The 26,677-nt window shown below is 33.0% G+C and carries 30 protein-coding genes; 20 read left to right on the top strand and 10 right to left on the bottom strand.

Annotated features, from left to right (window positions below):
- Window positions 1–130: 130 nt before the first annotated feature.
- From WH267_RS11515 to WH267_RS11500, 4 genes are all read left to right on the top strand, one after another.
- Window positions 131–1,624, top strand: coding sequence for a BspA family leucine-rich repeat surface protein (locus WH267_RS11515; protein ID WP_340008329.1), 1,494 nt, complete (start codon window positions 131–133; stop codon window positions 1,622–1,624).
- Between the two features lie 236 nt (window positions 1,625–1,860).
- Window positions 1,861–3,918, top strand: a complete 2,058-nt coding sequence (locus WH267_RS11510) for a leucine-rich repeat domain-containing protein (protein WP_340008327.1) — start codon at window positions 1,861–1,863, stop codon at window positions 3,916–3,918.
- Window positions 3,919–4,155: 237 nt separating this feature from the next.
- A complete protein-coding gene (locus WH267_RS11505; RefSeq protein WP_340008325.1) occupies window positions 4,156–4,941 on the top strand; it encodes a hypothetical protein in 786 nt (261 codons plus the stop codon).
- Between the two features lie 105 nt (window positions 4,942–5,046).
- Window positions 5,047–6,066 carry a phosphotransferase gene (locus WH267_RS11500; RefSeq protein ID WP_340008323.1) on the top strand — a complete coding sequence of 340 codons (1,020 nt, stop codon included), beginning with the start codon at window positions 5,047–5,049 and terminating at the stop codon, window positions 6,064–6,066.
- A 263-nt stretch (window positions 6,067–6,329) separates the two neighbouring features.
- Here the strand turns inward: WH267_RS11500 and WH267_RS11495 are convergent, their stop codons facing one another.
- Window positions 6,330–8,264 carry a PEP/pyruvate-binding domain-containing protein gene (locus tag WH267_RS11495; protein WP_340008321.1) on the bottom strand — a complete coding sequence of 645 codons (1,935 nt, stop codon included), beginning with the start codon at window positions 8,262–8,264 and terminating at the stop codon, window positions 6,330–6,332.
- 267 nt (window positions 8,265–8,531) lie between these two features.
- Here WH267_RS11495 and WH267_RS11490 point away from each other — a divergent pair, with 267 nt between their 5' ends.
- Both WH267_RS11490 and WH267_RS11485 read left to right on the top strand, forming a co-directional pair.
- A complete protein-coding gene (locus tag WH267_RS11490; RefSeq protein WP_340008319.1) occupies window positions 8,532–9,101 on the top strand; it encodes a 3'-5' exonuclease in 570 nt (189 codons plus the stop codon).
- Window positions 9,102–9,150: 49 nt separating this feature from the next.
- Window positions 9,151–9,324: a hypothetical protein gene (locus WH267_RS11485; protein WP_340008317.1), complete on the top strand. Its 174-nt coding sequence runs from the start codon at window positions 9,151–9,153 to the stop codon at window positions 9,322–9,324.
- Window positions 9,325–10,198: 874 nt separating this feature from the next.
- On the opposite strand, the gene WH267_RS11480 is transcribed toward WH267_RS11485, so the two are convergent.
- Both WH267_RS11480 and WH267_RS11475 read right to left on the bottom strand, forming a co-directional pair.
- Window positions 10,199–10,792 (bottom strand): hypothetical protein, encoded by a 594-nt coding sequence (locus WH267_RS11480; RefSeq protein WP_340008315.1) that lies wholly within the window; start codon window positions 10,790–10,792, stop codon window positions 10,199–10,201.
- Window positions 10,789–11,334, bottom strand: a complete 546-nt coding sequence (locus WH267_RS11475; protein ID WP_340008313.1) for a hypothetical protein — start codon at window positions 11,332–11,334, stop codon at window positions 10,789–10,791. Before WH267_RS11475 ends, WH267_RS11480 begins: the two co-directional genes overlap by 4 nt.
- A gap of 155 nt (window positions 11,335–11,489) precedes the next feature.
- Between WH267_RS11475 and WH267_RS11470 the strand changes: the two genes are divergently transcribed.
- Window positions 11,490–11,885, top strand: coding sequence for a VOC family protein (locus tag WH267_RS11470; protein ID WP_115971520.1), 396 nt, complete (start codon window positions 11,490–11,492; stop codon window positions 11,883–11,885).
- A gap of 265 nt (window positions 11,886–12,150) precedes the next feature.
- Here WH267_RS11470 and arsB read toward each other — a convergent pair whose 3' ends face one another.
- From arsB to WH267_RS11445, 5 genes are all read right to left on the bottom strand, one after another.
- Window positions 12,151–13,182 carry an ACR3 family arsenite efflux transporter gene (gene arsB / locus WH267_RS11465; RefSeq protein WP_340008311.1) on the bottom strand — a complete coding sequence of 344 codons (1,032 nt, stop codon included), beginning with the start codon at window positions 13,180–13,182 and terminating at the stop codon, window positions 12,151–12,153.
- Between the two features lie 20 nt (window positions 13,183–13,202).
- Window positions 13,203–13,814 carry an arsenate-mycothiol transferase ArsC gene (locus tag WH267_RS11460; protein ID WP_340008309.1) on the bottom strand — a complete coding sequence of 204 codons (612 nt, stop codon included), beginning with the start codon at window positions 13,812–13,814 and terminating at the stop codon, window positions 13,203–13,205.
- A 27-nt stretch (window positions 13,815–13,841) separates the two neighbouring features.
- Window positions 13,842–14,315, bottom strand: a complete 474-nt coding sequence (locus WH267_RS11455) for a DUF6428 family protein (protein WP_115971517.1) — start codon at window positions 14,313–14,315, stop codon at window positions 13,842–13,844.
- Between the two features lie 57 nt (window positions 14,316–14,372).
- On the bottom strand, window positions 14,373–14,699 hold the full coding sequence (locus tag WH267_RS11450) for an ArsR/SmtB family transcription factor (RefSeq protein WP_115971516.1): 327 nt from the start codon (window positions 14,697–14,699) through the stop codon (window positions 14,373–14,375).
- A 135-nt stretch (window positions 14,700–14,834) separates the two neighbouring features.
- The gene (locus WH267_RS11445) at window positions 14,835–15,617 is read right to left on the bottom strand and encodes a YdcF family protein (protein ID WP_340008305.1); all 783 of its coding nucleotides are present in this window, start codon (window positions 15,615–15,617) and stop codon (window positions 14,835–14,837) included.
- A gap of 149 nt (window positions 15,618–15,766) precedes the next feature.
- On the opposite strand from WH267_RS11445, the gene WH267_RS11440 reads away from it, so the two are divergent.
- Window positions 15,767–16,579 carry a helix-turn-helix domain-containing protein gene (locus WH267_RS11440; RefSeq protein WP_340008303.1) on the top strand — a complete coding sequence of 271 codons (813 nt, stop codon included), beginning with the start codon at window positions 15,767–15,769 and terminating at the stop codon, window positions 16,577–16,579.
- A gap of 66 nt (window positions 16,580–16,645) precedes the next feature.
- Entirely contained in the window at window positions 16,646–17,119 is a 474-nt protein-coding gene (locus WH267_RS11435; protein WP_340008301.1) for a DUF6265 family protein, read from the top strand.
- Window positions 17,120–17,756: 637 nt separating this feature from the next.
- On the opposite strand, the gene WH267_RS11430 is transcribed toward WH267_RS11435, so the two are convergent.
- On the bottom strand, window positions 17,757–17,987 hold the full coding sequence (locus WH267_RS11430) for a SymE family type I addiction module toxin (RefSeq protein WP_164466519.1): 231 nt from the start codon (window positions 17,985–17,987) through the stop codon (window positions 17,757–17,759).
- Between the two features lie 148 nt (window positions 17,988–18,135).
- On the opposite strand from WH267_RS11430, the gene WH267_RS11425 reads away from it, so the two are divergent.
- From WH267_RS11425 to WH267_RS11380, 10 genes are all read left to right on the top strand, one after another.
- A complete protein-coding gene (locus WH267_RS11425; RefSeq protein ID WP_340008298.1) occupies window positions 18,136–18,558 on the top strand; it encodes a helix-turn-helix transcriptional regulator in 423 nt (140 codons plus the stop codon).
- The gene (locus WH267_RS11420) at window positions 18,555–19,436 is read left to right on the top strand and encodes an SMODS domain-containing nucleotidyltransferase (protein WP_340008296.1); all 882 of its coding nucleotides are present in this window, start codon (window positions 18,555–18,557) and stop codon (window positions 19,434–19,436) included. The genes WH267_RS11425 and WH267_RS11420 overlap by 4 nt, the downstream gene beginning before the upstream one ends.
- Window positions 19,414–19,980, top strand: a complete 567-nt coding sequence (locus tag WH267_RS11415; RefSeq protein WP_340008293.1) for an SLATT domain-containing protein — start codon at window positions 19,414–19,416, stop codon at window positions 19,978–19,980. The genes WH267_RS11420 and WH267_RS11415 overlap by 23 nt, the downstream gene beginning before the upstream one ends.
- 36 nt (window positions 19,981–20,016) lie before the next feature.
- Window positions 20,017–20,745, top strand: a complete 729-nt coding sequence (locus WH267_RS11410) for a hypothetical protein (RefSeq protein WP_340008292.1) — start codon at window positions 20,017–20,019, stop codon at window positions 20,743–20,745.
- A gap of 18 nt (window positions 20,746–20,763) precedes the next feature.
- Window positions 20,764–21,342 (top strand): hypothetical protein, encoded by a 579-nt coding sequence (locus tag WH267_RS11405; protein ID WP_340008290.1) that lies wholly within the window; start codon window positions 20,764–20,766, stop codon window positions 21,340–21,342.
- A gap of 91 nt (window positions 21,343–21,433) precedes the next feature.
- Window positions 21,434–21,763 carry an ArsR/SmtB family transcription factor gene (locus WH267_RS11400; RefSeq protein WP_340008288.1) on the top strand — a complete coding sequence of 110 codons (330 nt, stop codon included), beginning with the start codon at window positions 21,434–21,436 and terminating at the stop codon, window positions 21,761–21,763.
- Window positions 21,764–21,970: 207 nt separating this feature from the next.
- Window positions 21,971–22,435 (top strand): SRPBCC domain-containing protein, encoded by a 465-nt coding sequence (locus WH267_RS11395; protein WP_340008286.1) that lies wholly within the window; start codon window positions 21,971–21,973, stop codon window positions 22,433–22,435.
- Window positions 22,436–22,629: 194 nt separating this feature from the next.
- Complete coding sequence (locus WH267_RS11390) at window positions 22,630–23,208, top strand: YdeI/OmpD-associated family protein (protein WP_340008284.1); 579 nt, start codon at window positions 22,630–22,632, stop codon at window positions 23,206–23,208.
- 18 nt (window positions 23,209–23,226) lie between these two features.
- Window positions 23,227–23,628 carry a DoxX family protein gene (locus WH267_RS11385; protein WP_340008282.1) on the top strand — a complete coding sequence of 134 codons (402 nt, stop codon included), beginning with the start codon at window positions 23,227–23,229 and terminating at the stop codon, window positions 23,626–23,628.
- Between the two features lie 495 nt (window positions 23,629–24,123).
- Entirely contained in the window at window positions 24,124–24,681 is a 558-nt protein-coding gene (locus tag WH267_RS11380) for a DUF4256 domain-containing protein (protein ID WP_340008280.1), read from the top strand.
- 361 nt (window positions 24,682–25,042) lie between these two features.
- Here the strand turns inward: WH267_RS11380 and WH267_RS11375 are convergent, their stop codons facing one another.
- Window positions 25,043–25,999: a hypothetical protein gene (locus WH267_RS11375; RefSeq protein WP_340008278.1), complete on the bottom strand. Its 957-nt coding sequence runs from the start codon at window positions 25,997–25,999 to the stop codon at window positions 25,043–25,045.
- 145 nt (window positions 26,000–26,144) lie between these two features.
- On the opposite strand from WH267_RS11375, the gene WH267_RS11370 reads away from it, so the two are divergent.
- Window positions 26,145–26,645 (top strand): hypothetical protein, encoded by a 501-nt coding sequence (locus WH267_RS11370; protein WP_340008276.1) that lies wholly within the window; start codon window positions 26,145–26,147, stop codon window positions 26,643–26,645.
- The last annotated feature ends 32 nt before the right edge of the window (window positions 26,646–26,677 follow it).

Below are 26,677 nucleotides of genomic sequence, written 5' to 3'. Positions count from 1 at the left end.
TTATAAAATTTAATACGACAAGTTCTGTCGCTATGAATCTATATCTTTGTATTAGAGATAAGATCAAGAACCCCGGGAAGTCATCATCTTATTAAATCAAACTATTAACCTAAAATTATTATTTTAAATTATGTTCAAAAAACAACTAGTAATCATTTTTCTTTTTCTATTTTTCATTTCTTATGCACAGAATGAATTTATTACGGTGTGGAAACCTAATATCACTGGTACCATCGATAATGCAATCTCTTTTGGCGGGACAGGAACCAACTACACGATTAGCTGGGAAGAAGTAGGATATCCTCAGCATAATGGAATTCTTTCTGTAACCTCTAATACCAGTACTTTTACGACTATTTCTTTTGGTACTCCTTTACATACCAATCCAATCCAGGCAACCTACAAAGTGAAAGTATCCAACGGTAATGGATTATTTTATGGATTTAAAGGCAGTGCTTATATGAATGCCACCGGAAATCCGGAACTCTTTGAAGTGAGTCAATGGGGAGATATACTTTGGCTTCAGCAATTTACTCAGGGTTTTGCATATTGTCAGAATCTTAACGTAACGGCTACAGATACGCCTAATTTAAGCCAAATAAACAATGTATCACAAATGTTCTCTAATTGTCCATCTCTGATTGGAAATGATTCATTTTCTAACTGGAACACAAGCACCATTACGAATATGAATGGTATGTTTAACAAAGCCAAATTGTTTAACCAGAATATTGGAACCTGGAATACAGCGAAAGTAACCGATTTTCGGGATATGTTTTCTTCAGCTTCAGCTTTTAATCAAAATATTTCTGCCTGGAATACCTCGTCCGGAACCAATTTCATTTCAATGTTCCAGGATGCGGTAGCGTTCAACCAGCCATTAAATTCATGGAATACAAGCAATGCGACGAATTTCCGTTATATGTTCTCTAATGCTAAATCCTTTAATCAGCCCCTTAATAATTGGAACACCAGTAAAGTAGTAAATTTTGACCAGATGTTTACCGATGCTTCGTCATTTAATCAGCCTATTGGAAACTGGGATGTTAGTAAAGTTGGAGGTGCTTATGGTTTTATGATGTTTAATGGTGCTACGCTTTTTAATCAGGATATTTCTGCCTGGAATATCAGCTTTCAAAATGTTCCTTCAGCCTATGTATATTTCGGATTTAATAATTCTGGTTTATCATGTATTAATTATAATAAATTTCTAATTGCTCTCAGCAATAATCCTACATTATCAAACTTAGGATCCGCAATTGGAGTTATAGAAGCAGCAGGATTAACTTATTCTACACCACAAGCCATTATGGCAAGAGCTCAATTGGTAAACAAAGGTTTTAATATTAATGGAGATGCTTATAATGCCAGCTGCAATTCAACCTTAGCAACTGCTGAAACAGTAAAACAAGCTAAGACCCCAGCTTATCCAAATCCAACAACAGGAGTGATCACTGTGGAGTCTGCAGCTAACGAAAATGTTTATTTATATGACATCACAGGTAAGCTCATTAAAAATATGACTTTAAGTAAAGGAAGTAACCGTATCGACCTAACAGAATATCCATCAGGAAATTATCTACTAAAAGGCAATACAGTTTTCACTAAAATAGTTAAGAAATAAATTATTTTCTTTTACGATAAGTTTGTCCAATACCTAATTTTATAGATTAAGCCCCAGAATCATAGATTTTGGGGCTTAATTGTTATGATAGGTTTTCTTTATCAAATTCACTTATCTGATACTCGGTTTAATATATTGAAAATTCTTTAACACTTTTCAATAAGAACTTGTTATTATTATATATTTAATTATTTTTAACAAAACTATAAAAACCAACGTTAGCTTTAATTAAAAAAATGAGTGATATTACTACTATTGTCAGCCAATTAGAGAATGCTCTCAATATCAAATTAGAAAAATCGGAGAGAAATACTGAGATGAGCGGAAACTCTCATTCTTCTGGTATGAATAAATTATGTCTTTCAAACCTGCATTTTGAAAATTTCTCAGTTCTCGAACCTATCTTTGAAACACTCAAATATCTGACATTAATAGAATGTTCGATTGATGACATACAGGATTTACACAAAATAAAACTATATTCTCTTACCCTAAATAAATGTACAGTCCCCAGTGAGGGAACTTTTAATCCTGAAGCAACAAAGGTTGAGGAAACACGTTATAATTTTCAATTTTTGAACCTGGAAAATATGATTGTTCCACATCCTGGGTTTTTCTCACCTATTTCTAACCATCTTGAATACGTTAAGTTTATTAACTGTACCGTACACAATATAAGTGAATTAAATCTTTTTCCAGATTTATATTATCTTACCATTGATAATTCCAACATCATTGAACAGGAAAATGTTATTCAGTATCAGGGAAAAACAGATAAAGGAAGCTCTGTGATACATTTTAAAAATATGTACATAAAGGATTTCGATCCCTTCCTGCCCATTTCTAACAGCTTAGATTCTATAAAGTTAAACAATTGCGAAGTGGAAAGTTTAAAAAATATTCACCAATTTTCCTCTCTGAAAAGGCTCTATGTACATCCTCCTTTACAAGTTAATGACCTCAGTATACCGGATTATGATGGGAAACAATTTGAATTAGAATTTGTGATGATAGCACCAGAACATATGATGGATTATTGGGCAAATAAAAATTGGATAACCCCTGATTTTAATACAGAAATGCTGGTATCAATCGCTCCATTTGTACGAGACCTTTTGGTAAATGGTTATCATCTTATGAATACCCATATTTTAAAGGACTTTCCGATATTAGATCATTTAGATTTTAATAAATGTTCAATAGATCTGAAAGATTATGTATTAGTAGCTCCAAAAATTCAAGAGGTTAACTTTAGCAGCACAAAAGTTAAAAATCAGAAAGCATTCAAATATTTTACGAAACTGGAAGAAATCACATTATCAGCCGATTACAACGAACCAAAATATATACATCTTAAAAAACTTCTGCCACTGAAAGGGCATTTAAAAAAAATTACTATTTATGAAAAAGAGATAATCCTAAACCTGGATCAGTTGAAGCATTTTAATGCGTTGGAAAAGCTTTGGATTGATGTAGATTCTATTGAGCTCGCACAGGACATCCTTTCTATTGAATCCCTCAAAGATCTTTATCTGAATGTTTTTGGACTAAAGCAGAAAATTAAAAGACCAATAATACTGGACTTACAGCAATTAAAAAATGTGGAAAAATTGCACCTCGATTCAAATGATGATATCTATTTTAAAGGAATAAGCCATCTGAAATCTTTAAAAATGCTTGAGGTGGATGATGATGGTGATCTGCAAGAATTGACCACTTTACCTTTACTTGAGAAATTGGTGGTAAAAGAAGAAACTATCAATAAATTCCCTAAACTGGAGCAAGTAAAGATATTGGACTTGCATGTTCCAGAAAATTACGAAGTATCTTCACTGGAAAAATTTCCAAACCTTGAAAAGCTTGAACTCAATCTATGGTCTAATCAAAAAATAGCCATTAACGGATTAGAAAAGTTAAAAACTATTGTATTTGATTATATTAATTTTGACGACATTGTTTCTTTTGAAAATCTGCCAAGTCTTGAAGAATTAGATCTTACTGAGTGTGGTGTTTCTGATTTCTCCAAATTGAAAAATCTTACCAGTTTAAAAAAACTTAATCTGGAAAATAATGACATTAAAAGTCTCGAAGGTATAGAAAATCTTAAGAATCTGGAACAATTAGCATTCTATCTAGGGGATATCTCGGATCTCAGCCTCTTGAATACACTACCCAAACTTCGGGAAATTTTCATTCAGGATTATCATAAGGAAAAAGAGAATATTATAGCCCAGCTTGATAAACCCGAAATACTAATTAGGAATGATGATACTTTTGAAATAAGTATTGATTAGAAATACAAAACCAAAAGTGGGATAATCCGGATGATAGAGTGGTGTAAGCAGGACCAATACGCGTTAGATGGAAACAGCAGTAATCTGAGTGGAGCAGAGAAACAATTGCTTCTTAAAGAGATACAGAATAAAAATAGGAGGGAACCACTTATATCATAATAGAAGTTTTATAAAACTGTAAAAATTATTTATATTCGTTAATAAATAAGTGATCCTACTGGAACAACATAAAAAACCATGAAAAAAGTAATCATATTTCTTGCCTTTACTTTTGCGTTACAATCCTGTAAAAATGAAAAGCAAAAATCAGTAGAAACCCAAAGTACAGAAGTTCAAAAAGAACAACAGAATAACATTACTGTAGATCATTCCTCTCAAAATACTGAAGGAAAGAAAAATCCAAATGACTTTATACCAAAAGGATATGTCATCAACAAATATGAAGGCGGAATTTCTGCTGAAGGCTGGAACGAAATAAAAGGAGATCTGAACAAAGACGGGTTAGAAGACATCGTACTCATCATCAAAGGCACAGACAAAAGTAGAGTTATAAAGGATGAAAACCGTGGTGAATTAGACCGAAACCGAAGAGGGATTATTGTACTCTTGAATAAAGGTAATTACTATGAGTTAGCCTCCAAAAACTACAATTGCTTTTCATCTGAAAATGAGGATGGTGGTGTATATTTTGCCCCTGAACTGAGTGTAAGCATAGAAAAAGGAAACCTGCATATCGATTATGGGCATGGCAGATATGGGAGTTGGGGGTACACTTTTAGGTATCAAAATGGAGATATGGAACTCATTGGCTATGATTCATATTCAAGCAGAGGTCCGGTGCCTCAATATGAAGTGAGTATTAATTTTCTGACAAAAAAGAAACTTACAAAAGACAACTTAAATAAAGAGGATGATGGAGATCATTATGAAGTCAAGTACAAAGATACTTGGGAACCTATCAAGTTTGAACAGCTTATCAAATTATCTGAAATAAGGGATTTTGACGAGCTGGAGTTTAATTAATAAAATAAATCAATAATAATATTAATAGGAGAGTACACTATATATTTTATAGTGAATATCTTTGGTTGATCCATTATTTAATAACCAACTACGAACTAAGAATTAATGACAGAGAGATTTCCTACCATAAACAGTACACTTTCACCAAATGAACTTGGTAAATTTATTCAACAGAAGTATACACTAACCGATAAAACACAATGTAGCATATTTCGACTTGCTATGAATCATTTATACATTGTTCATGATGACGAAAACAAATACGTTTTTAGAGTTTACACCCATAACTGGCGCACTAAATTAGAAATCGAAGAAGAATTAAGGCTTTTAATTCTTCTAAAGGATGAAGACCGACAAGTTGCTTTTCCAATAGCTGATAAATCGGGCCAATTCATTCAAGAGATTGAAGCACCTGAAGGTACTAGGTTTGGCGTTTTATTTTCGTACGCAAAAGGTATAAAAACAGCAATTTTTTCAGGACAAACAAGCTTTCTGATTGGTCAGGCACTAGCAAAGGTCCATCAATCAACAGAAGATCTCGAACTGATGAGAATATCTTACAATGCTCACAACCTGCTTGATAACCCTGTTGCAAGAACAAAAGAATTCTATAGTAAAAATACTAATGAAATCGAATTTTTAGAAACCCTTTCTGCTTTCTTAACGCTAAAAATGGAAAATATTGACAAACAGAAAATGAGGTATGGAACTGTTCATCTTGATGTTTGGTTTGATAATTTGCATATTGACAATGAAAAAGAAATAACATTTTTTGACTTTGATTTTTGTGGTAATGGCTATTTATGCTTTGACATTTCTTATTTTCTATTTCAGTTATTTACAACCAATCTGAACGAAGAAGAATATCAGGCAAAAGCTGATAGTTTTATAAAAGGTTACGAGACTGTAACTGAAATTAGTAATGAAGAAAAAAAGTTTTTACCTTATGCATGTTTGGCAATTATGACCTATTATATAAGTGTTCAGTGCGACAGATTTGATTACTGGACAAATATCTTCCTGAATGAAGATCATTTAAAAAGAATGGTCAGGAACTTAAAACGATGGACTGATTACAATAAAATTGAGATTAATAGTAAACAAAAAGAAAGGAATAATTCGTAAGGCATTTGAAGAAACATAGGAAAGGCTTTCAACAGCAAAATCCGAATTAAAATAGATAGATTTAGTTTTCACACAACTCTTAAATTTTTTTTTGATTATAAAATGAATCAACAATAAATCTCAGAAAACGATACTATACGCGAATAGATTGCGTAGTAAGAACATACCTTTGAGAGATTGTTAATAAATACAACATTTATATGAAGTTCTCAAGTGATTTGGTGATTTATGATTTTTTTATTGTTAACTAAATATAACCTTTATTATTCATAAGAAATATGGCCATCTGCCCACATGATAATTTCATCCCCATCTTGGAGGATATTCGTCGAATTTGATGTTCCAACAATACAAGGAATATCATATTCTCTTGATAGTATACAAGCGTGTGACAATATTCCACCTTCATCTGTAATGATCCCTTTGCATTTTCTGAATAGAGCTACCATATTAGGTTGCGTCATTTCCGTGACAATTATTTTATCAATGTAATCATGAGGTTCCACTATTGACTTATAATTAATTATCTTCACAATACCATGAACATTTCTGTTCAGAGATGGTATTCCAAAAAGAATGCTGTCTAATAATGGTGTGGGTGAATAGTTATTCTCAAATGATTCACCAAAGTAAATGCGCGGTGTCATTTGTTTATTCTTCTTTCTTTTCATTAACACACCGAGGCTCCTTTTATTTTTCTCTGCCTGTGATAGCTTAATATTATTTTTGATTAAGGCCACGATGTCATCAGCAAGATAATACTGATATAAATCACTCTGAGATACATTGTAGTTTTCATAAATCCACTCCATTAGTTCCAACATGTAAAAATAAACCCCAGCCCAACCTTTCTTTACATTCATTCTTTCAATTGATAATTTTTTCAAAAAGATTAAATCACTATCCAGAGTCAATTGAAAATTATCCTCTTTATCCTTATCCTTATCCTTATCCTTATCCTTTATTTTATACTGCCTTCTCACTCCTTCTATCATTTCATTTTTAGTTTTGTAGTTAATAGCTAAATAAGGGTATTTATTTATGTGGTTAAGTATACTGCAATCACTACTGTCATTTAAAGATGAAAAGTCTTCTTGCTCACGAAACATTAAGTCATCGTTATCAGCCGATAACAGCCCTGCAATTTCATTATGAGACCACCTTAATAACAACTTCCTTTCAATGATGTCAGTTACGATAGGTTCTGAACGCATATAATATCGGATATATTTACAGTAATGTGATGATAGCATTCTGAAATAATCAGCAGCAGTATCTTTTGAAAATGATTTTGGACGTTCAATAAATTCAATGGGATCAATGTAATCATATTGTTTAGAAAGTACTTTCATTGAATATTTTAATGCTGAAATGTGGTCATTAAGCCCAATGTAGCAATCAAATACTCCGCTTAAATCTCTGCTATAAATAATTTCCCTATGAAGATAAAGTTCACTACTGCCATTTTCCTCATCTTCACATCTTGTTTTAAAAGCCTGCTCCATTGCCCAAAGTGGTTCGTGTGTTGACCATGCATATCGAAAAGAATCGGATGGGATCACAGTTATAGCTCTACACTGTAATATCCATACTTTTTCGTCATGGTCTATACACCACTCAATATCCACAGCCTTTTTAAAAATCATCTCAAGACGAATTATGTATTCATACAATGTTAATGGGATGTCTTCATTATCTTCATAAGATTTCTTTTTTAAGGAAACCGTTTTGGGGATGATGCTTCCAGACACTATATTCTCGCATCGCCCTTTGTTATATTCAATGTAAATATCATTGTCTCCATTAACTGGATTTATTGAAAAAGCCACTCCAGACATCTTTGCATCAATCTGCTTTTGTACAATCACGGGAATATTTTTGCTCTTTTTAGAATATTCTCTTACAGCTTGAAGAGATATCCCTATTTTATCAGAAGAAACATCTAGCAATGTTTTATAAATACCTGCTGCTGATTTCTTTTTTCCATCTTCTTTATCAGAGCTTGACCTAACTGAAACTTTTCCATGAGATATAAATTTATCATACAATTTTGTAAGTTTTTTATCTGAAATATTTTCAGAACCGTTAATGACAAATCCTGGTGGAACAGCAATTCCTGCCTTAGCGACTATCATTAAATTAAATGCTTTATTTCCCACTAAAGATTTAGCAGCGTTCTTATATAAATCAATTGCCATATTTATTTATTGTTGATAATTATTTTAAAATTACAAATTAAATATAGAAATATAATCACCAATAAGAGATATTTTATGTTAAATTATAAAAATACATATTTAAACTTTTCTTGTTTTTTCCACTCCCAAGGGCTTAGAACTTTTGTATCATACCAAAACCTAATTTTTGCATTTTCCTAATACAATATTTTAAAAAGATAATATACGCCAATAGATTGCGTAGTAAGAATATACCTTTGAGAAATTGTTAATAAATACAACATTTATATGAAGTTCTCAAGTGATTTGGTGATTTATGATTTAGAAGGAAGTTGCAAAACTTTTGGAAAAAACGAAATAAATGAAACCAATATAATAGAAATAGGGGCTGTAAAATTAGACAAGAAGACTTTTGAAATAAAAAGTGAATTTTCAATTTTAATACAACCAAAACATTTTCCAATTCTACCTGAAATTACGGAGATTACAAACATTACCAATGAAATGGTTGAAAATGAAAAGTATTTTGATGAAGCCATTCTCCAGTTTTTGGATTGGTACGGAGAAAAAAACAAATCAACGCTAGCAGGTTGGGGGTTGTACTATGATTTACCGCTTTTGAGGAAAGAATTTACAGAATTTGGATTAGATTATAACAAATATTTTGTTGGTGGAGGTTTTGATATCAGAGCATTAGGGGTTTATTGGCTGGCTAAAAAAAACATTTCTACATCTGGAATTTCATTGGAAAGAGTTTTAGAAAAAATGAATATAAAAGAAGATTTTAAATTTCATAGAGCATTAGACGATGCTAAAGCAACAGCATTAATATTACAACAGATTCTTAAGGAAAAATAACTGTCTAATCCTTATATTCATACAAAAATAACAAACCATCTAAAACGTAATGACAGAAAATTACATACAATATGCTGAAGGATATCAGAAAGACAATATTGATGAAAAGGATATAGTAAAAGCGATAAAAGACATTCAATTAATGGATGACGAGCATGGAGTTTTCTGGGTTTCAGTTATAACCCATGATGAAAACGTGATCGAGGTAAATAAAGATCTGTAACTTTCTGTAATTTTTGAACAAAAAGAAATTAAATATCAAGCTAACGATTGGAAAGAAGTTGCTGAACTATATAAACTATTGTTGCTTGAAAAATTCGATGAGATAACTTCGAGAATAAAATAGCAAAGATCGGACATGGGTTATAGTTGTGTAATATCAAAGAAATGGTGTTCAAGATGAGAAGATTTTAAATTCTGAAATATACACAATTTAACATAATATAAATTATAGGAAAAATATAATGTTACGGAAAAGAGTATTGCTATCTCTTTTATAAGGGTCTCCAGCACATAATTCAGAGATTCCTCAAACTGAATCTGAATATCAGACATTATACCATTCCTGTCATTCTCATGATGCCAATACCTCTCTACAAATTCTTAAGTTGAAATAATAAAATTCTGGCCGTTTGTCAGCAAATATATATTTTCCTATAAATCATTCATTCTTATCTTAGTTCAATTATTTTTTTTGAGTGATCTATAATGCCTATAGTTCTGAATAATCCGCTTACATAATTTTTAAATTCCGTAGAATTGATTCCTGAGGATTTATTCAAATATTCTTTACGCATATCACTGTATCAGACAGGCACATTTCAAATTGTGAAAATGACTTTGATACTAAATATTTTAAAAGCTCATCACCAAGCCCAGAATTTCTGTCACCATTGTCTCTGATCTCAATGATAAGACTCTGAATGCCTTTAGCTTTTAACTCTGAAAACATTTATTGATTACCTGTTAAGGATCTTAAAAATTATCATTTTCTGTAATGGTTTAAAAGGCATCTTTTAACCTAAAAAAGAGATAAAGTTCTTCATTATCACTTCAATTACTTCCCTCTTCCAGCATCTGGTCCAGTTAAAAAACCTCTATTTCCCAAGCTTCTCTTCCAAATAACCTTTAACAACTTCCCGGAACTCATCTTTCGTCATAAACTGATCCAGAAACTCATCAAGATTGCCTTTATTGTCAAGCTCATCAAAATAAACTTCATGATCCGTACTGTAAACCGTTGGATTCGATTGGTCACAATCTTCCGTACAGATAAAATAATGATCCGGATATCCATAGGAATACAATATGCAGAGAAATTCAGGTTTAGAAATCCCTACAACACCCTGTACATAGTCTTCATCAATCAAATCATCGAATTCTTCCTGGTCTTCTGAGCCTTCCTTAAAAGGTGTAAACATCCAATCTTTCACAAAATACTGTCCATACGCCAGATCATGAGCTGAAAAATAATGTGCCAGCAGGTTCTCGTAGAACTTCTCCTGCTGATTCTGATACAATTCCTTATTCGCTTCATAAAACTGGTCAATTCCATAAACATCCCAATCTTTATCGTACAAATAGTGAGTAAACTTTATCTGTTTCCAATTCTCTGCAAAGCTTTTATCAACATCTACAGCCTCTGTATTGCCACCTAAAGCTTTGATTTTATTGATTATAGTATCATTCATTTTTTATTTTTTTCGTGGTTATTAAGTCCGTTATTCCATAATGTATCTGCTATCTCTTCATGGCTGTATTCATAATAGTTACCATCTTTATCTTTATGAGACTGAAACAGTTTAATATCATACCCCTTGAAATTCAATTTTAAAAAATCAGGAAAATAGCTGCTTCCGAAACAGATATAATTATAAAAAATTCCCTTAAAAGATAAATCATCAGGGTCCGGAATTTCAAAAGTTTTCATTCTTCTTACAATTTCGGACAGCTCATCTTTGGTAATATCCGCCACCATTTGAGGATTTGGTAAGCTGATATCAAAAGACAGATGCTCTGCCCCATCTCCTTCCCACCATTCCCAAAGATTAAACTGAAACATTTCTTTTCCCGTCATAACATGAAGCCTGTCTTCCAGTTTTTTATATTTAGTGGAATCTTCGTCTCCATGTTCATCACAATAATCCGTATATTCCAGAATAAGTCTCAAGATTTCAGGGTATCGTTTTCCAGCCGTTTCAAAATCCGGTTCTATTTCACTTCTTAATTCCATTATTTCTTTTATCTTCAAATATATTATGTTAAATCAATCAACAATAAACCTCTCTCCTGTTACTTTTTCCCAATAAAAATACAAAATCTTGCCACATGACAATCTTTATCTTTTTAAAAGGAGTTAATTTTACTCTAACCAAAAAATAGACGTATATGAAACCTAAAATGATCTGGGCCAATCTGGCAGTTGCCGATCTGGAACGCACCCAAAAGTTTTATGAAGCCGTGGGATGTACCCCAAACAATCCACATACATCTAATGAATTAGTAAGCTTCTTTTTCGGAGAAAATAATTTCGTCATCCACTTCTTTCTGAAAAACATCCTCGAAACCAATGTAAAAGGGGTCTCCTTTGGTAATTCCCAAACTTCCAATGAGGTCATATTTACCCTTTCAGCAGAAACCAGTGAGCACGTAGATCAATGGGCTGAAGAAGTTAAAAAAGCCGGTGGTACCATTGTTTCAGAACCTGAGAATTTTGGGAACAATTATTATGGGTTTGTCTTTGCAGACCCTGACGGCCATAAATTTAATGTCTTCAAAATGTAAAAACTCAAAAATTTTAGTCTAAAATGAAATTTGCCCATAAATCACCTGTAATTTCAGTCAGATAGCATAGGTACAGGATTGAAAACAGGGCGTATTTGGGCTTCTTTTCGATTTTCCAAATTTATAAGGCTATCATTCAATTATGAGATGTTTTTTTAGCAATTTATAAGAAATATAGAGTTGTTCAAAAAACACAGTGTAAAAGGTTTTAAAATATATGAATTAGAATAGACCTGAGTTATTCAGGTCTATTCTATTGAAATTTCTACTTATAAATCTTTTTCTTTAACCATAAACTTATTCGTACAAGTACTATTAAAACAGGTACTTCTACTAATGGTCCGATTACCCCTACAAATGCCTGTTGAGAGTGTATTCCAAATACAGCAATTGCTACGGCAATCGCTAATTCAAAATTATTCCCTGTTGCTGTAAAAGCTATAGAAGCATTTTTATCATACGGAACATTGAATGACTTACTTATAAAGAAACTCACGAAGAACATTAATACAAAATATACTATTAATGGTATCGCTACTTTTAAAACATCCAATGGTAGTTCTAAAATCGTATCTCCTTTCAGACTGAACATAAGTACAATCGTAAATAGAAGTGCATATAAAGTTAACGGAGCTATTTTAGGAATAAAATCCCTATTGTACCATTCCAAGCCTTTCCAGTTAGTTAGACAGTAACGGCTTAAAAAGCCCAATAAAAAAGGAATCCCTAAATAAATCATAACACTTTGTGTAACATCTCTCATTGACACGGTTACATTAAAATTAGCCAAGCCTAATTTCTCAGGTAAGAAATTGATAAAGAGCCAAACCATAAAACTGTAACTCAAAACCTGAAATATACTGTTTAGAGCTACTAATAATGCTCCGTACTCACGGTTACCTTTTGCCAGGTCATTCCATACTAGTACCATTGCAATGCATCTTGCTAAACCTATAAGTATTAAGCCAATCATATAGCCAGGTTCATCTCTCAGGAAAAGGATTGCTAACATGAACATTAAAACCGGGCCAATAATCCAATTCAGTAACAAAGAAATTCCCATAACTTTTTTGTCTGTAAGTACTTTTGGTAGTAGTGAATAATCAACCTTTGCTAATGGTGGGTACATCATGACTATTAAGCCAATTGCCAATGGAATATTTGTAGTACCCACGGATAGAGAGTTTATAACTTCAGAAATATTAGGGAAGAAATACCCTAACCCTATTCCTGAAAACATCGCCAAAAATATCCAAAGAGTAAGGAATCTATCAAGAAATTTTAATTTTGGTTGCATTACAATTGTTTAGTCAATTCTTATTTTTTTATCTGTGAAAAAACATAAAACATTTCAGCAGCAATCTGTAAACTTCTCTTGCTATATACCTCTGCTTGTTCAGGCGTATCATCGGAAATTTTTGGATCGTCAAAAGTAATAGGAATACGTTTCTCAGCTCCAGCAATAAAAGGACAGCCACCATCTGCCTGAGAACAAGTCATGATTGCTGCAAAGCCATAAGCAGGATTAAAAGGACTATCATATCTTTTAGAAAAGCCTATGACTGGATGTCTATCTTCGTCAAATTTAATAGCATAAACAGGATTTTCAGTATCAGAAATTTTCATAATTAAAAGCCCCTGTTCCTTCAAAGTTTCTGCGATTTTGGGAAACATTGCCGTTTCTTCTGTTCCTCCTGAATAACAGGTGACATTCGGAACGTCATGATAAACACTTGCAACCTGTGCCCAAATTTGTGACAAATGACTTCTTCTTGAATTATGAGTACAAATAAAGTTAATGGTTATTTCTTTTTGTTCTTCTAATCTTTTCTGAACAAAATCAACCAATGGTGCTAAAGTAGCTTTTCTATCTTTCCCTATTTCCTGATTTTTTAGTAACTCTATTGTTTTTAATAGTTCTGGATACATCGTTTATTAAATTTTAATTTATTCAAGTTAGCAACATCCAGAATTTGGTGTACAGCAAGATGTTTGAGCAGAAGAAAGTTCAGATAAGTTTACTTTTTCTTTTTTCACGGGAATTCCGCAAGCATCCTGAGCTAAACAAGCTGTTGTTTTGTTTTTAAGAACAAAGTTTTTCCCATTAAACTCTAAATCGAACTTGCCAATTGTTGTATTCTGATACTCAACCTCAATTTCATCATTATCAATTCCCAGTTTTTCTTCTGACAAATTGATAATATTTAGAAGTTTTGTAGGTTTTAAGCGATGTTCAAAATCATTAGCATTCCACAATTGGAAGTTTACTACCTTTTCAATTCTTATTGTTCCGCCACAATCAATAAAATGTTTTGTTACGGTTCCTACTTCTGTTACATGAAAATGTTCAGGAACAAATGTTCCATTTTCTAATTGAAATTCTACATTCTCTAATCTTGGTAAAATTTCTTTGATTTCAGATAATTTCATCAATTTTTATTTATCGGTTAAACGCAATATTACGATACATATGTTTAAAAAAATGCATTAACAGCATTTCTGATTGTTAACAGTGAGAATAATTTTTGAAAAGTAGTCTTTGAGTATTCCAAAAGTGTTTTCATCAATACAATAGCAAATTGCCGTACCTTCAATATTCCCTTTGATTAAACCTGCATTCTTTAATTCTTTCAAATGCTGAGATACTGTTGCCTGAGCCAATGGTAATTCATTAACAATATCTCCACAGATACAAGTGTCTACTTTTAGCAAATATTCTATAATAGCAACTCTTGCAGGATGCCCTAATGCCTTAGCAATAGTAGCTATTTTATTTTGTTCATCTGTAAAATGGTCTGTCTTAGTGGCTCCCATAGCATTTTATATATTGCAATATTACGATATAATTTATCAGTAAAAAAATAATTTATCATTTTTTATGGATTAAAGTATTCGTATGTAGTATAACATTCTGTAAATAAAATAATTAAATTTAAAAATAACCATTTATTATTTATTCACCCCCAAGCTGTTATATAACTGCACCTGCCAGATTCCCACAACCTCTTTCAGCATAACAAAGGTAAATGCTGCATTATAACTGTTAGGAAATACAGTGATCTCAGTATCTATAAAATCTGATGCTTGTGGAATGGGTTTTAATCCAAAAGTCTTAAAAAGAGCAACAGATCTTTTCATATGAAAACCTGAAGTCACCAGATATAGGCTGGTATTGCCCATCTTTTTCAATATCTCGCTGGAAAATTTTGCATTCTGATAGGTATTCATGCTCTTATCTTCCTTAATAATATCAGAATTCGGTACTCCCATCTTTTTAAAATCTTCCCGAAATAACTCTGCTTCACTTATATGCCCTCTTCCCTTTCCGGAAATTAATATTGTACAGGGTTGATTCTTTTTCTGGTATTCATGATACAACTGATAGGCGGTCACCATTCTGGAATAAGACATGGTATGCAGTTTCTCTGTATGGTCAATATCTACAACTCCGCCGCCCAGCACTACAATGATGGGATTCTGAACAGTTGCTGCCTTCATTTCAGGAGTATGGAGGTAATTTTTCTGTAAATATGCGGAAGTTAATTTACCCAGAAACCCGTTTCCTATAAAGATGATTAATGCCACCACCGATACAAAAATTCCTATTCTCAGATTTTTACATTTATTCTTCCTTTTCAGCAGAGCGATGATAATTACCGCAAGAAATACTAAAAAATAAGGTTCTGTAAAAAGCTGTAAAACACGGAATAAAAAGTCCAGTAAAAATTTCATCGATAATAGTATTGATTAACGCTCAGAAAACATTGAGTTTTCAAAGATAAGGTTATTTCATGACTAGTGCTTTTCTCACTGCATTTCAATGGTTTATTGAAAGTCGTTTTATTTTTAATAATTTTAGCAGAACAGAATTATTAAGTACAATGGATTATCAAACATTCCAGCCCCATCCGGAACTGGCTTCAATTATCAAATGTTATTGGACGCTGGACAGTCCCAAAGAAGACATTCCCCAAACCCAAACCATTATTCCTGATGGCTGCATGGAAATGATTTTCCATTATGGAGATCTATACAAACAGTATATTGATGGAGAAGCCGTTGTACAGCCAAGATATTGTGTTTTCGGACAGCTTACTGAACCTTTAAGAATTGAATCTACAGGCATTACCGGAATATTTTCGGTTCGTTTCCACCATGATGGCTTTCTTCCTTTTGCAACAATTCCTATTAAACAAATGGATGATAAAGCCGTTCCATTAGATCATCTGTTTGGAACAGCCGGAACTGAATTGGGAGAAAAAGTCTACCAATCCAACACCATACAGGAAAAAATAGACCTTGTAGAATCCTTTCTGCGTGAAAGGCTGAATACCGAAACTATTGATAGAATTGTACAATCTACCATCGATATTCTTTTGCAGGTTAACGGACAAATATCCGTCAATGAACTTTCCCAGCAAACCAATATCAACCGCAGACAATTGGAACGCAGGTTCTCTTCAGCGATTGGTATGAGTCCTAAACAGCTTTCCAAAACCATAAGGCTGCAATCAATACTGAAGCATCTTCTCCATAAAGAATATGTGAATCTTACGACTCTAGCTTACGATGCAGAATATTATGACCAGGCCCATTTTATCAAAGACTTTAAAGAATTTACAGGACTTACTCCCAAAGAATTTTATGGTGATAATCTGCAAATGACCTCTCTTTTTTATGGAAAAGATTCCTGATGTCGCATTTTTACAATTTTGAGACTTTGCTTATCCAGAACTTTGCTGGAATAAAATAATAAGGCAATGAAAATAAAATTAATCATCATCCTAATCGGCAGCCTGCTTATAGGCAGCTGGACTCAAAAACAAGGCGAGATCAAAAAGCTGGAATGGCTGCTCGGTACCTGGGAAAGCAAAACGCCCAAAGGAAGCCTTTATGAAACCTGGACTCAGAAAAGCAATACCGAACTTCAGGGAAAAAGTTATTATCTGAAGAATAATGACACCATTATGTTTGAGTTTGTACAATTGGTAGAAAAAGACAAAAAACTGCATTATATTGTCTCTGTAAAAGGTCAGCATGATGAACAGCCTGTCGATTTTATTTCAACGCCTGGCTCAAATCCTACTTCATTAATATTTGAAAACCGGCAGAACGACTTCCCGCAAACAATTACCTATAAAAAAATCCGGAAAGATTCTTTATTTGCTGAGATCTCAGGTCTTATGAATGGGAAAATGGCCAGACAGGCATTCCCGATGAAGAAAATAAAATAGGCTTATTTCTGAAACAGAAAAATAATAGTCTTACTTTTTGAACCATTAAGAATATATTAAGTTGTTAAGATAATTAAGGAAAATATCTGAGGATATTTGTAAAGCAAGTTCATCAAATATTTAGCTTTAAATAAAGGGTTTCGGAGGCCTCCGGCCGCCGAAACTATATCCATCCACCTTCATCAGGCAAGTTCACTTGCTCACCCTTAGCTCCCTAAAAATATCCAGCCACCAGCATAAAACTTTGCGTTAAAAAAGCTCACGCAGATCAAGCAGATATCGCAGATTCTAATCCCCAATCATCTGCATAATCTCCGAAATCTGCGAGAGATCTCAAAAGCCTTCGAATCACTATCCACACCTTCATCAGGCAAGTTCACTTGCCCACCCTTAGCTCCCTAAAAATATAACAGCTACCTCCATAAAACTTTGCGTCTAAAAAACTCTCCCATAGATCACACAGATTTCGCAGATTTTTTTTGCCACGAATGCACTAATAAAAAAGATTTCGTTCATTTTAAAGCCTATACAATGATATCTTATAAAGTTTATAAAAAGGGGTCTTTATTTACCATAACGAAATATCCTATTCGTGCATTAGTGGCAAATAATATTTTTAGTAGATAAAATGTTTTGTTTACACCTCTTCATAGTTCATCTCTTTTTCTAAAGTAATCTGATTTCTCCGAACCGTCACCACCACATGATCTCCCGGTTCAAAACCACACTCCAGCAACCACTTCCCTGCCAACCGGATTTCCGGGAAGAAAACCAGCCTTCTATAGGCTCTTTCAAATGATTTATGGGAAACCGTAAGGTTACGAATGGAGACAATCTTATATTTGCCCCGAATAATTACTTTTCTCATATCGTTGTTTTTCAACAAAGCAAGAAATATCATGACAGCTATACCAGTTAAAAATGAATATTTTATGCCGTAGAATGGATATTTTAGAAGATAATTTATTTTAAAAAGGGGCTTTATTTTTACCTTTTAAAGCTTTATATTTGTTATTATGACTTACACAGATATGCAAAATAAGAAAATACATCAAGGTAGAAATATAAAACGTTTCCGTGAAATGCTGGGCATCAAGCAGGAAGCCTTAGCTTTTGAATTGGGTGACGACTGGAACCAGAAGAAAGTCTCTCTTTTAGAGCAAAAAGAAACCGTAGAATCTGATATTCTAGCGCAGGTAGCGAAGATTTTGAAAGTTCCGGCGGAAGCGATTGAGAATTTTGATGAGGAACAGGCAGTGAATATTATTTCTAATACTTTCAATACACATGACCACTCAAATGGTGTGAATGTTCAGCCTACATTTAATTTCAACCCTCTTGATAAAATGGTAGAACTTTATGAGCGTATGCTTGAGCAGCAGAGAGAGATGATTGAGAAGTTGGAGAAATTAATAGAAAAAGATAATGATATAAGATGAGTGAAGCTGTATATTTTGAAAATTTTTCTACTAATTTATTAATTGGAACTCCATTACGCTCAACAATTTCAATAAGATACTTGAGTATCTGTAAAAGATTGAACAAAGATTTTTGGAATTTGGATGATAATATTACTGGGGGTAGATATATTGGTTCTTTTGGCCGGAATACTGCTACTGGATGGGTTAGTGATATAGATATGCTATTTGAGATGCCCTGGACACTATATCAAAGTTATAATAGCTACATTGGTAATGGTCAATCTGCATTTTTACAAGCAGTTAAAAATGCGCTTGCAAAAACCTACCCTAATACAACTCTAAAAGGAGATGGTCAGATTGTTTCGATAAAGTTTACAGATGGCATGGAAATAGAAGTGCTTCCTGTTTTTAAAAATGACGATGGTTCATATACTTTTGCTGACTCAAATGGTGGGGGCAGTTGGAAAACAACCAATCCTATACCAGAAATTAACACAATAGGTATTGGTGATATCACGACCAATTACAATCTACGCCCTCTATGCAGGATGACAAGAGCATGGAAGCACTATTGTAATGTTCCTATTAAAGGATTATTAATAGATACATTGGCTTATAGATTTTTAACTAATTGGGAACATCGCAATAAATCTTATCTATACTACGACTTGATGTGTCGTGATTTTTTTGAATACCTCAAAAATCAACCACAAAATCAATTAACTTGGTCTGCAATAGGAAGCTATCAAACAATAAATAATCCTGAAAATTTTCGATATAAATCTACAATTGCTTATAATAAAGCGAAAGAGGCTATCAAATATCAAAATGATAATATGGAATGGTCTGCAAAACAAAAATGGAAAGAAATATATGGAAACAGATTCCCTAACTAAAGAAGTACTAGAGGCCCAATTAAGAGAAAATTATGGAAAAATAGTCTATTCTCACAAAACACAGGAAAAATGTGCTGATATACTTACTCGGAGAAACAATTGTATTAAAAATATACAAATAATTTTAGCGGCTCTTATTACAACAGGGCTTTTAGTTAGAGTATTTAAAGGAGAAGAATGGGCATTAATTATTAGTACAATTTTGTCTGCGATCCAATTCGGTTTTACAAGTTTTCTCAAAGAATATAATTTAGGTGAAACTATTCAAAAACATTCAACAGCTGCCCTTGAATTATTTGACATTAGAGAAAAATATCTCTCTCTTTTGACCGATTTAAAAGCAGGATTACTCACACCTGAGTCTATAATTGAAAAGAGAAACGAATTATTAGATGATCTTTCTAAGACTTATAAAGGTTCGCCTAGGACTTTTAGCAAAGCTTATACCCAAGCACAACAAGCTCTTCAGATAAATGAGGAATTAACTTTCAGTGATTCAGAAATTGATAAATTCCTTCCATTAAAACTAAGAAAAGACAATTAGAAAAATATTTTCTATTTATTTATAAATTATTTTCTCATGAAAATACTAAAGAAAAATAAAGCTTCACAATCGTTTATAAATGCTGCGATAGAGTTTGAGAGCATAGAAAGAATTCTACTTTATCTAAAGGTAAGTAATAATTTGATTAATGAAGATTTATTAAAATCTATCGATAAATTAAAATCATTCAATGGTAAATTAGAACTTCCTTATGAACTTAACCCTCAACAAGAGAAAGAATTCTTAGAAATAAATTACTATGAGACAACATTATCAACAATGATGTACATTAAAACAATTGATAATTTTGAAAATTATTTCAAAGAGATTTTATCAGAGATAGTAATAAGTGACCCTCGAGTACTCAAATCCAAAGAAACTGAACAACTTGATTTTATTTTATCCTTTAAAGATTATCAAAGTTTAATTAATGCAATTGCTAATAAGAAGATTGAAGCATTATTTTATCAAAGTATCGATGGAATTCAAAAATTTTTTAAAGAAAGAGTTGGAGTAGAAATATTTAAAGAGAAATCTGAACAAATAAATCTTCTTATTAAACAAAGAAATTTAGCTGTCCATAACCGAAGTAAAATTTCAAAAGATTTCATTCGCCAATTTCCAAATGAAAATTTTATAGAAAGCCACTACTTAAACTTTAACTTTGATTATGTTCAAAAATTAGTGCCAGCATTGTATAAAGTAATAAGTGAGCTTGATTATGAATTTACTAAAAAATTCAACCTTCATGAAGTTGAATATTAACTTTTAAATTAATCTTGAATGAAACTAATAATACTACCCAAAGGACTTTCAGAAAATTTACTTAATTACAAATTATCTCAAATAGATTCCAAGGAACTTGATGATATATTGTATGAGCTCAAACAGATTGATAATAAAGTTCAGATTTCAGATCTAAATTTGGGTAAAGGAGCTGACTGGGTTCTAGTTCTTGCTATACTTAGCTCCATAACAAGTGTAATCACCCTTGGGGAAAAGCTTGAAAAAGGAATTGAAGGCTGGACTAAAATAGGTAAAAGAATTACCAATATATTCAAAAATTCTGATAGAGTTTATGTTGATGAAAATGGTGCAAAAATATTAGCCATCACGCATATTTCTAAAAAACATCCCATAGAGAGTATTACACTAATTGATAATCATACAATTTTTTTAGCTGATTTTTCTACGTGGTTTAGTCAGCGAAACTCAGAAAGCTTTACCTCGAAACCATTCAACATATATAATTTCACTTTTGACATAAATAATCAAAGAACAATCTCTTTAATTATTAAATCAAATGGCCAAATAACAGAATTGTTAGACATTGATAATGAGTCAATAAATCTCCCTTTCTGACTCTATAATAGGTAAATAATCAAGACTTTTCCCAAAAAAAACTTGCGTAGCTAAATAACTACACATATATTTATAGTCAAATAACTACACAATGAATTTAAGAAGAGATGTATTCCAGGCCATCGCAGACCCTACCAGAAGATCTATATTGATGCTGGTGGCTGCTCAATCTATGACTGCAGGAGCCATTGCTTCCAATTTCGATACCGCAAGACCTACCGTTTCCAAGCATCTTCAGATCCTCACAGAATGCGAACTTCTGAGATCTGAACAGAACGGCCGTGAAATTACGTACCACCTTAATCCCAATAAAATGAAAGAAATAGCCGATTTTATAGAGCCATTCCGCAACATGTGGGATGAGAAATTCAATAAGCTGGAAAGTGTGATGAAGGCGTACCAGAATTTGAAAAATGAGTAATAATAAGTAAGACAGATAGATAATAGACGAAGAGATGAGAGACGATGAGGGCAAAGTTTAACTTGTAGATTGTATATAGTTAATTTTGCTTCGCAAGTGAATCGTTAATCATCAGGGAAAGGATGCCAACCTTAAACGCTCCCACTCTAAAACCCTAATACTCTAATACTCTAATACTCTCAAACCCCAAAACACCAACCTTAAAATATGGAACTAAAAACAAAAATCCAGGCAGAAGATGGAAAGCAGGAAATCTTCATTATCAGAGAATTTGATCTTCCTTTAGAATTGCTTTTCAAGGCGTATACTGAAGCTGAACTTTTCGAACAATGGATGGGAACCAAAGTGACCAAATTTGAAAACCAACCCCACGGAAGTTACCGTTTTGAAACTTCAAATCCTCAGGGAGAAGTAATGTTTAGTGCTAACGGAACGATTCACGACATTGTTGAAAATGAGAAAATTATAAGAACATTCCAGATGGAAAATACTCCTTTTCCGGTTCAGATCGAGTTCTTAGAATTTGAAAAACTAACAGATAAAACAAGTAAAATCACCATCCAGACGATATACAAATCCATAGACTTCAGAGATCAGCATCTGAAAATGCCGTTTGCTCAGGGAATTAATAGGGCGCATGATCGTTTGCAGGAGATGTTTAGAGACCAATAGATAATAGACGAAGAGATGAGAGACGATGATGTCTGAGTTTAACTTGTGGATGCCAATAGTGAATTTTGCTTCGCAAGTGAATCGTCAATTATTAGTGAAAGGAAAACAACTTTGAACTTTAAGCATCAAACTTTGAACGTTATCACACTCCTACTCTAATACTCTCAAACCCTAAAACCCTCAAACCCAAAAACATGAATCCAAAAGTTAATTTTTTCTTCGAAAACGCCACACAGTGGAAAGAAGAATTTGAAGCATTAAGAACCATTGCTCTAAGTACCGAATTGGTAGAAGATTTAAAATGGGGCTGTCCGTGTTATACCTATGAAGGGAAAAATATTTTCTTAATTCACGGATTTAAAGAATATTGTGCCCTACTCTTTTTCAAAGGCGCTTTGATGAAAGATCCCGACCAGATTTTAATTCAGCAATCTGAAAATGTACAGGCTGCAAGACAAATCCGTTTTACTGAGATACAACAGATCAATGATCTTGAAAAAGAACTTCGGGCATATATGTTTGAAGCGGTTGAAATTGAAGAGTCCGGAGTAAAGGTTGAAATGAAGAAAACCAAAGACTTCGAAATGGTTGAAGAGTTTCAAAACAGACTGGATCAGGATGCTATATTAAAAGATGCTTTTGAAGCCCTAACCCCAGGCCGACAAAGAGCTTATCTACTCCACTTTTCCTCTGCCAAACAATCCAAAACAAGGGAAGCAAGAATAGAAAAATGCATCCCTCAAATCCTCGAAGGAAAAGGCCTTACCGACTAATCACAAAACATAATCAATATGGAAACATCAAACCGATCAGAAAAAAGAACAAAGATCATCTATTGGATCTTTACACTCTGGATGGCATTAGGCATGGTTTCTACTGCCATTGTTCAGCTTATGAAAAATAAGGATGAGCTAGCCAATTTCACCAACCTTGGCTATCCAGCTTACCTCATGACCATCATCGGAGTCTGGAAACTTCTCGGCGTCATTGCCATACTCATCCCGAAACGTTTATTACTCAAAGAATGGGCTTACGCAGGATTTTTCTTCGTCATGTCCGGAGCAGTTATTTCGCATCTTATTGTGGGAGATACCGCTGGAAGAACCTTCCCTGCTGTCTTACTGTTTGTTCTGGTTATGATTTCATGGTATTTCAGACCTGCAAACCGAAAAATCTCTCTCAACAACAACTAACACACAATTAAAAATTTTATGCAGATAACATTGATTTTGTTGGAATATCGCAAAGACACTAAGGATTAAAACCTAATGCTGTTTTTAAGGCGCAAGAAAATCTAAGATTTTCACCAAATATGAGATGAAAGTATGTAGCATTCAATTTTATCGGAGATAAAATCCTTGCGCCTTAAAAATATTCTCAGCCTCAAAAGCCTATTGCGCCTTTGCGAGTTCCAACAACAGAAACCAACTCATTCAAAAGAAGTAAAAACAAAATTTAACATGAAAAAGGAATGACAGAATCATACTAAATAAGATATCAGAATGAGTGTAAAATTTTATATAATCACTTAATTTTTAATAGTAAAGTTTTTTTAAATTAATTTTATCGTGATAAAATCTTTGCGCCTTAAAAATATTCTCAGCCTCCAAAACCTCTTGCGCCTTTGCGAGTTCCAACAACAGAAACCAACTCATTCAAAAAGAACAAACAGTAAAACAAAATTTAACATGAAAAAGAAATCATTAACTCCCGAACAAAGCGAAACTCTTCTAAAAGTACTGAAAACCCGTTTTGAAAAAAATATGAATCGCCACAAAGGTTTGAAATGGGAAAACATCCAATCCAAACTGAAATCCAGCCCTGAAAAGCTCTGGTCATTAAATGAAATGGAAGAAACAGAAGGCGAACCTGATGTTGTGGATTATAACCAAAAAACAGACGAATATATCTTCTTCGACTGTGCTCCGGAAAGCCCAAAACGCAGAAGCCTTTGCTACGATTACCCAGCATGGGAATCAAGAAAAGCCAACAAACCTGAAAGCAACGCCATTGATAAAGCTTCAGAAATGGGTATTGATATTTTAACCGAAGAACAATACCGCCACCTTCAGGAATTAGGAAAGTTTGATCAGAAAACATCCAGCTGGATACAGACACCTGCTTCAATTAGAGAACTTGGAGGCGCTGTTTTCTGCGACAGACGTTACAATACCGTTTTCTATTATCATAACGGTGCAGATTCTTATTATGCGGCGAGAGGGTTTAGGGGGAGTTTGAGAGTTTGAGTGTATTAGTGTATTAGAGTATTAGAGTATTAGAGTATTAGAGTATTAGAGTGAAAATGAAAAATCAACGATTTTTAAAATTTATGTGAACTTCTAATACGCAAAGCTTGACAACTTAAAAAACTAAAGTGTTCAAAAACTTTTATGACTTTTGTGGTTAAATAATAAAGATTGGATTCCTACCGAATGACAAAGTGTACGTAACAAGAAAATCAAAGATTTTCAAAACTTATGTAAACTTCTAATATGCAAAGCTTGATAACTTAAAAAACTAAAGCGTTCAAAAACTTTTATGACTTTTGTGGTTAAACAATAATTTTAAACCATTAAGATATTACTTAATGGTTTAAAAAAATGTTCATTAATTTAGCAGCCAGGGAGATTCCACGCTCCAGAATATAATATTAACCCCAAGAAAATTCTGTGCATAATTCACAAATTCTTCTTTTGTAAAGGGCTTTTTTGTTTTTGGATTTATATAAGTTAAAGTGGGCTCCTGGACTGCCATAGCGACCAGTGGCAATTTTCCTTTATATTGATTAAAAAACGGATAAGAGTTCTTCATCTGAGCCTTTTTATCAGGAACAATGTCCGGCCCGCCTAACCCTATCTTATTTTTATCGGCAAAATCAAATAATCTGGACATATACTGATGGTCATTTTCCCATTCGCACGGAAAAAAATTGACATATTGTAATACATAAGATTCTTTGAATGCTTGCCTTGCAAATTTTAAATTATCCAACTCTGCCTGAAAATATTTATCACAGCTAAAGCCGGTTTTATCTTTTTTCATTTCAATATCTATTGAGGTTTCAGGAAGATTAATTCCCTGAATTTTCCCATCAAACCTTTTCCCCAGCTCTCCTATCAGCTTTTGATATCGTTCTCTAACGGCAGGATTCCATTGCTGGGTTACCCAACCACTTCCAACAGGTTTATTCTCTCCCGGATTATCATATTGAGCCACCAGTCCACCGGTATACTCCTTTTCCTTCAAAATATAATCAGGAACATATCTTGCCTGAGGCTCAAAAAATCTGTCCTGGAGCTGGATAAACAGTTTTTTATCTAAAGAAGTCAAATACTCTAAATCTTTTTCAATGCCTGAAAAATTATAAACATCTTTTGAAGTCTCTAAAGCTCTCCAGTTATAGACAATCTGCACTCCTCCAATATCTTTTCGTACAATCATCTTTTCAATATTCTTCAGGTCTCCCGATGAAGTATAAATATAGTTTTGAGGTGTTTGCCCCATCAAAGAATGCAACCCTAAAAATAATAATCCTAATCCCAGCATTCTGACAGTCTTTTTCATAATAATAAATTTAAAAATAGAATAATATAAATCATTTTCCGTGCCCAAATGAATGATATTTTTAAACTTTAGAAAAATATTCATTAATATATAAATAGTATCACTAATTTAGCGCTTCAAAATTTGATTTTAAATAACTAAGGATATGAAGAAATTAATTTTAATAGTTGCTGTTTCAGCAGTAATGATCAATTGTAATAAAAAAACTGAAGCTCCTGCTCCTAAAGTGAATACTGATACTATTGCAGTAGAAGAACCTGTGATAGATACACTAGGGCCAAAATCGTTCTGCTATGTAGGAGTAACTGGAAAAGACAGTGTTTTTGCTTCTATTGACGACAACCTGGGAACGATTACCGGAAAACTATCGTATAAAAACAGTGAAAAAGACAGTTCAAAAGGAGACGTAACAGGATTTAAATCTGGAGATACTCTGAAACTTACCTACGAATTTTCTTCTGAAGGTAAAAAGAGTAAAAGAGATATTTACTTCTTACAGAAAGACAATGCTTTAACAGAAGGAATTGGAGATCATAAAGAAGAAGACGGACAATCTAAGTATGCCGATGAAAAAAAGATCAGCTACAAAGACGGACAAAAATTAAGCACTGCTGACTGTAAAATAGTGGACAAAGCTGTAAAATAAACAATCTCTATTGAAATCAAACAAAAATGCTG

This window comes from Chryseobacterium sp. MYb328 (assembly GCF_037572595.1).
Taxonomy (GTDB): Bacteria; Bacteroidota; Bacteroidia; order Flavobacteriales; family Weeksellaceae; genus Chryseobacterium; species Chryseobacterium pennae.
The sequence above is the reverse complement of the archived record's forward strand: the minus strand, read 5'-3'. Positions and strand labels throughout refer to the sequence as shown.

Bases quoted from the DNA above. Each gene is read 5' to 3' on its own strand.
- WH267_RS11450 (WP_115971516.1), bottom strand. From the start codon at position 14,699: ATGGGAGCCACTAAGACAGACCATTTTACAGATGAACAAAATAAAATA.
- WH267_RS11515 (WP_340008329.1), top strand. From the start codon at position 131: ATGTTCAAAAAACAACTAGTAATCATTTTTCTTTTTCTATTTTTCATT.
- WH267_RS11395 (WP_340008286.1), top strand. From the start codon at position 21,971: ATGGAACTAAAAACAAAAATCCAGGCAGAAGATGGAAAGCAGGAAATC.
- arsB (WP_340008311.1), bottom strand. From the start codon at position 13,182: ATGCAACCAAAATTAAAATTTCTTGATAGATTCCTTACTCTTTGGATA.
- WH267_RS11415 (WP_340008293.1), top strand. From the start codon at position 19,414: ATGGAAACAGATTCCCTAACTAAAGAAGTACTAGAGGCCCAATTAAGA.
- WH267_RS11410 (WP_340008292.1), top strand. From the start codon at position 20,017: ATGAAAATACTAAAGAAAAATAAAGCTTCACAATCGTTTATAAATGCT.
- WH267_RS11400 (WP_340008288.1), top strand. From the start codon at position 21,434: ATGAATTTAAGAAGAGATGTATTCCAGGCCATCGCAGACCCTACCAGA.
- WH267_RS11485 (WP_340008317.1), top strand. From the start codon at position 9,151: ATGACAGAAAATTACATACAATATGCTGAAGGATATCAGAAAGACAAT.
- WH267_RS11445 (WP_340008305.1), bottom strand. From the start codon at position 15,617: ATGAAATTTTTACTGGACTTTTTATTCCGTGTTTTACAGCTTTTTACA.
- WH267_RS11495 (WP_340008321.1), bottom strand. From the start codon at position 8,264: ATGGCAATTGATTTATATAAGAACGCTGCTAAATCTTTAGTGGGAAAT.
- WH267_RS11475 (WP_340008313.1), bottom strand. From the start codon at position 11,334: ATGGAATTAAGAAGTGAAATAGAACCGGATTTTGAAACGGCTGGAAAA.
- WH267_RS11430 (WP_164466519.1), bottom strand. From the start codon at position 17,987: ATGAGAAAAGTAATTATTCGGGGCAAATATAAGATTGTCTCCATTCGT.
- WH267_RS11505 (WP_340008325.1), top strand. From the start codon at position 4,156: ATGAAAAAAGTAATCATATTTCTTGCCTTTACTTTTGCGTTACAATCC.
- WH267_RS11440 (WP_340008303.1), top strand. From the start codon at position 15,767: ATGGATTATCAAACATTCCAGCCCCATCCGGAACTGGCTTCAATTATC.
- WH267_RS11425 (WP_340008298.1), top strand. From the start codon at position 18,136: ATGACTTACACAGATATGCAAAATAAGAAAATACATCAAGGTAGAAAT.
- WH267_RS11385 (WP_340008282.1), top strand. From the start codon at position 23,227: ATGGAAACATCAAACCGATCAGAAAAAAGAACAAAGATCATCTATTGG.
- WH267_RS11470 (WP_115971520.1), top strand. From the start codon at position 11,490: ATGAAACCTAAAATGATCTGGGCCAATCTGGCAGTTGCCGATCTGGAA.
- WH267_RS11455 (WP_115971517.1), bottom strand. From the start codon at position 14,315: ATGAAATTATCTGAAATCAAAGAAATTTTACCAAGATTAGAGAATGTA.
- WH267_RS11375 (WP_340008278.1), bottom strand. From the start codon at position 25,999: ATGAAAAAGACTGTCAGAATGCTGGGATTAGGATTATTATTTTTAGGG.
- WH267_RS11420 (WP_340008296.1), top strand. From the start codon at position 18,555: ATGAGTGAAGCTGTATATTTTGAAAATTTTTCTACTAATTTATTAATT.
- WH267_RS11405 (WP_340008290.1), top strand. From the start codon at position 20,764: ATGAAACTAATAATACTACCCAAAGGACTTTCAGAAAATTTACTTAAT.
- WH267_RS11480 (WP_340008315.1), bottom strand. From the start codon at position 10,792: ATGAATGATACTATAATCAATAAAATCAAAGCTTTAGGTGGCAATACA.
- WH267_RS11370 (WP_340008276.1), top strand. From the start codon at position 26,145: ATGAAGAAATTAATTTTAATAGTTGCTGTTTCAGCAGTAATGATCAAT.
- WH267_RS11490 (WP_340008319.1), top strand. From the start codon at position 8,532: ATGAAGTTCTCAAGTGATTTGGTGATTTATGATTTAGAAGGAAGTTGC.
- WH267_RS11500 (WP_340008323.1), top strand. From the start codon at position 5,047: ATGACAGAGAGATTTCCTACCATAAACAGTACACTTTCACCAAATGAA.
- WH267_RS11390 (WP_340008284.1), top strand. From the start codon at position 22,630: ATGAATCCAAAAGTTAATTTTTTCTTCGAAAACGCCACACAGTGGAAA.
- WH267_RS11510 (WP_340008327.1), top strand. From the start codon at position 1,861: ATGAGTGATATTACTACTATTGTCAGCCAATTAGAGAATGCTCTCAAT.
- WH267_RS11380 (WP_340008280.1), top strand. From the start codon at position 24,124: ATGAAAAAGAAATCATTAACTCCCGAACAAAGCGAAACTCTTCTAAAA.
- WH267_RS11435 (WP_340008301.1), top strand. From the start codon at position 16,646: ATGAAAATAAAATTAATCATCATCCTAATCGGCAGCCTGCTTATAGGC.
- WH267_RS11460 (WP_340008309.1), bottom strand. From the start codon at position 13,814: ATGTATCCAGAACTATTAAAAACAATAGAGTTACTAAAAAATCAGGAA.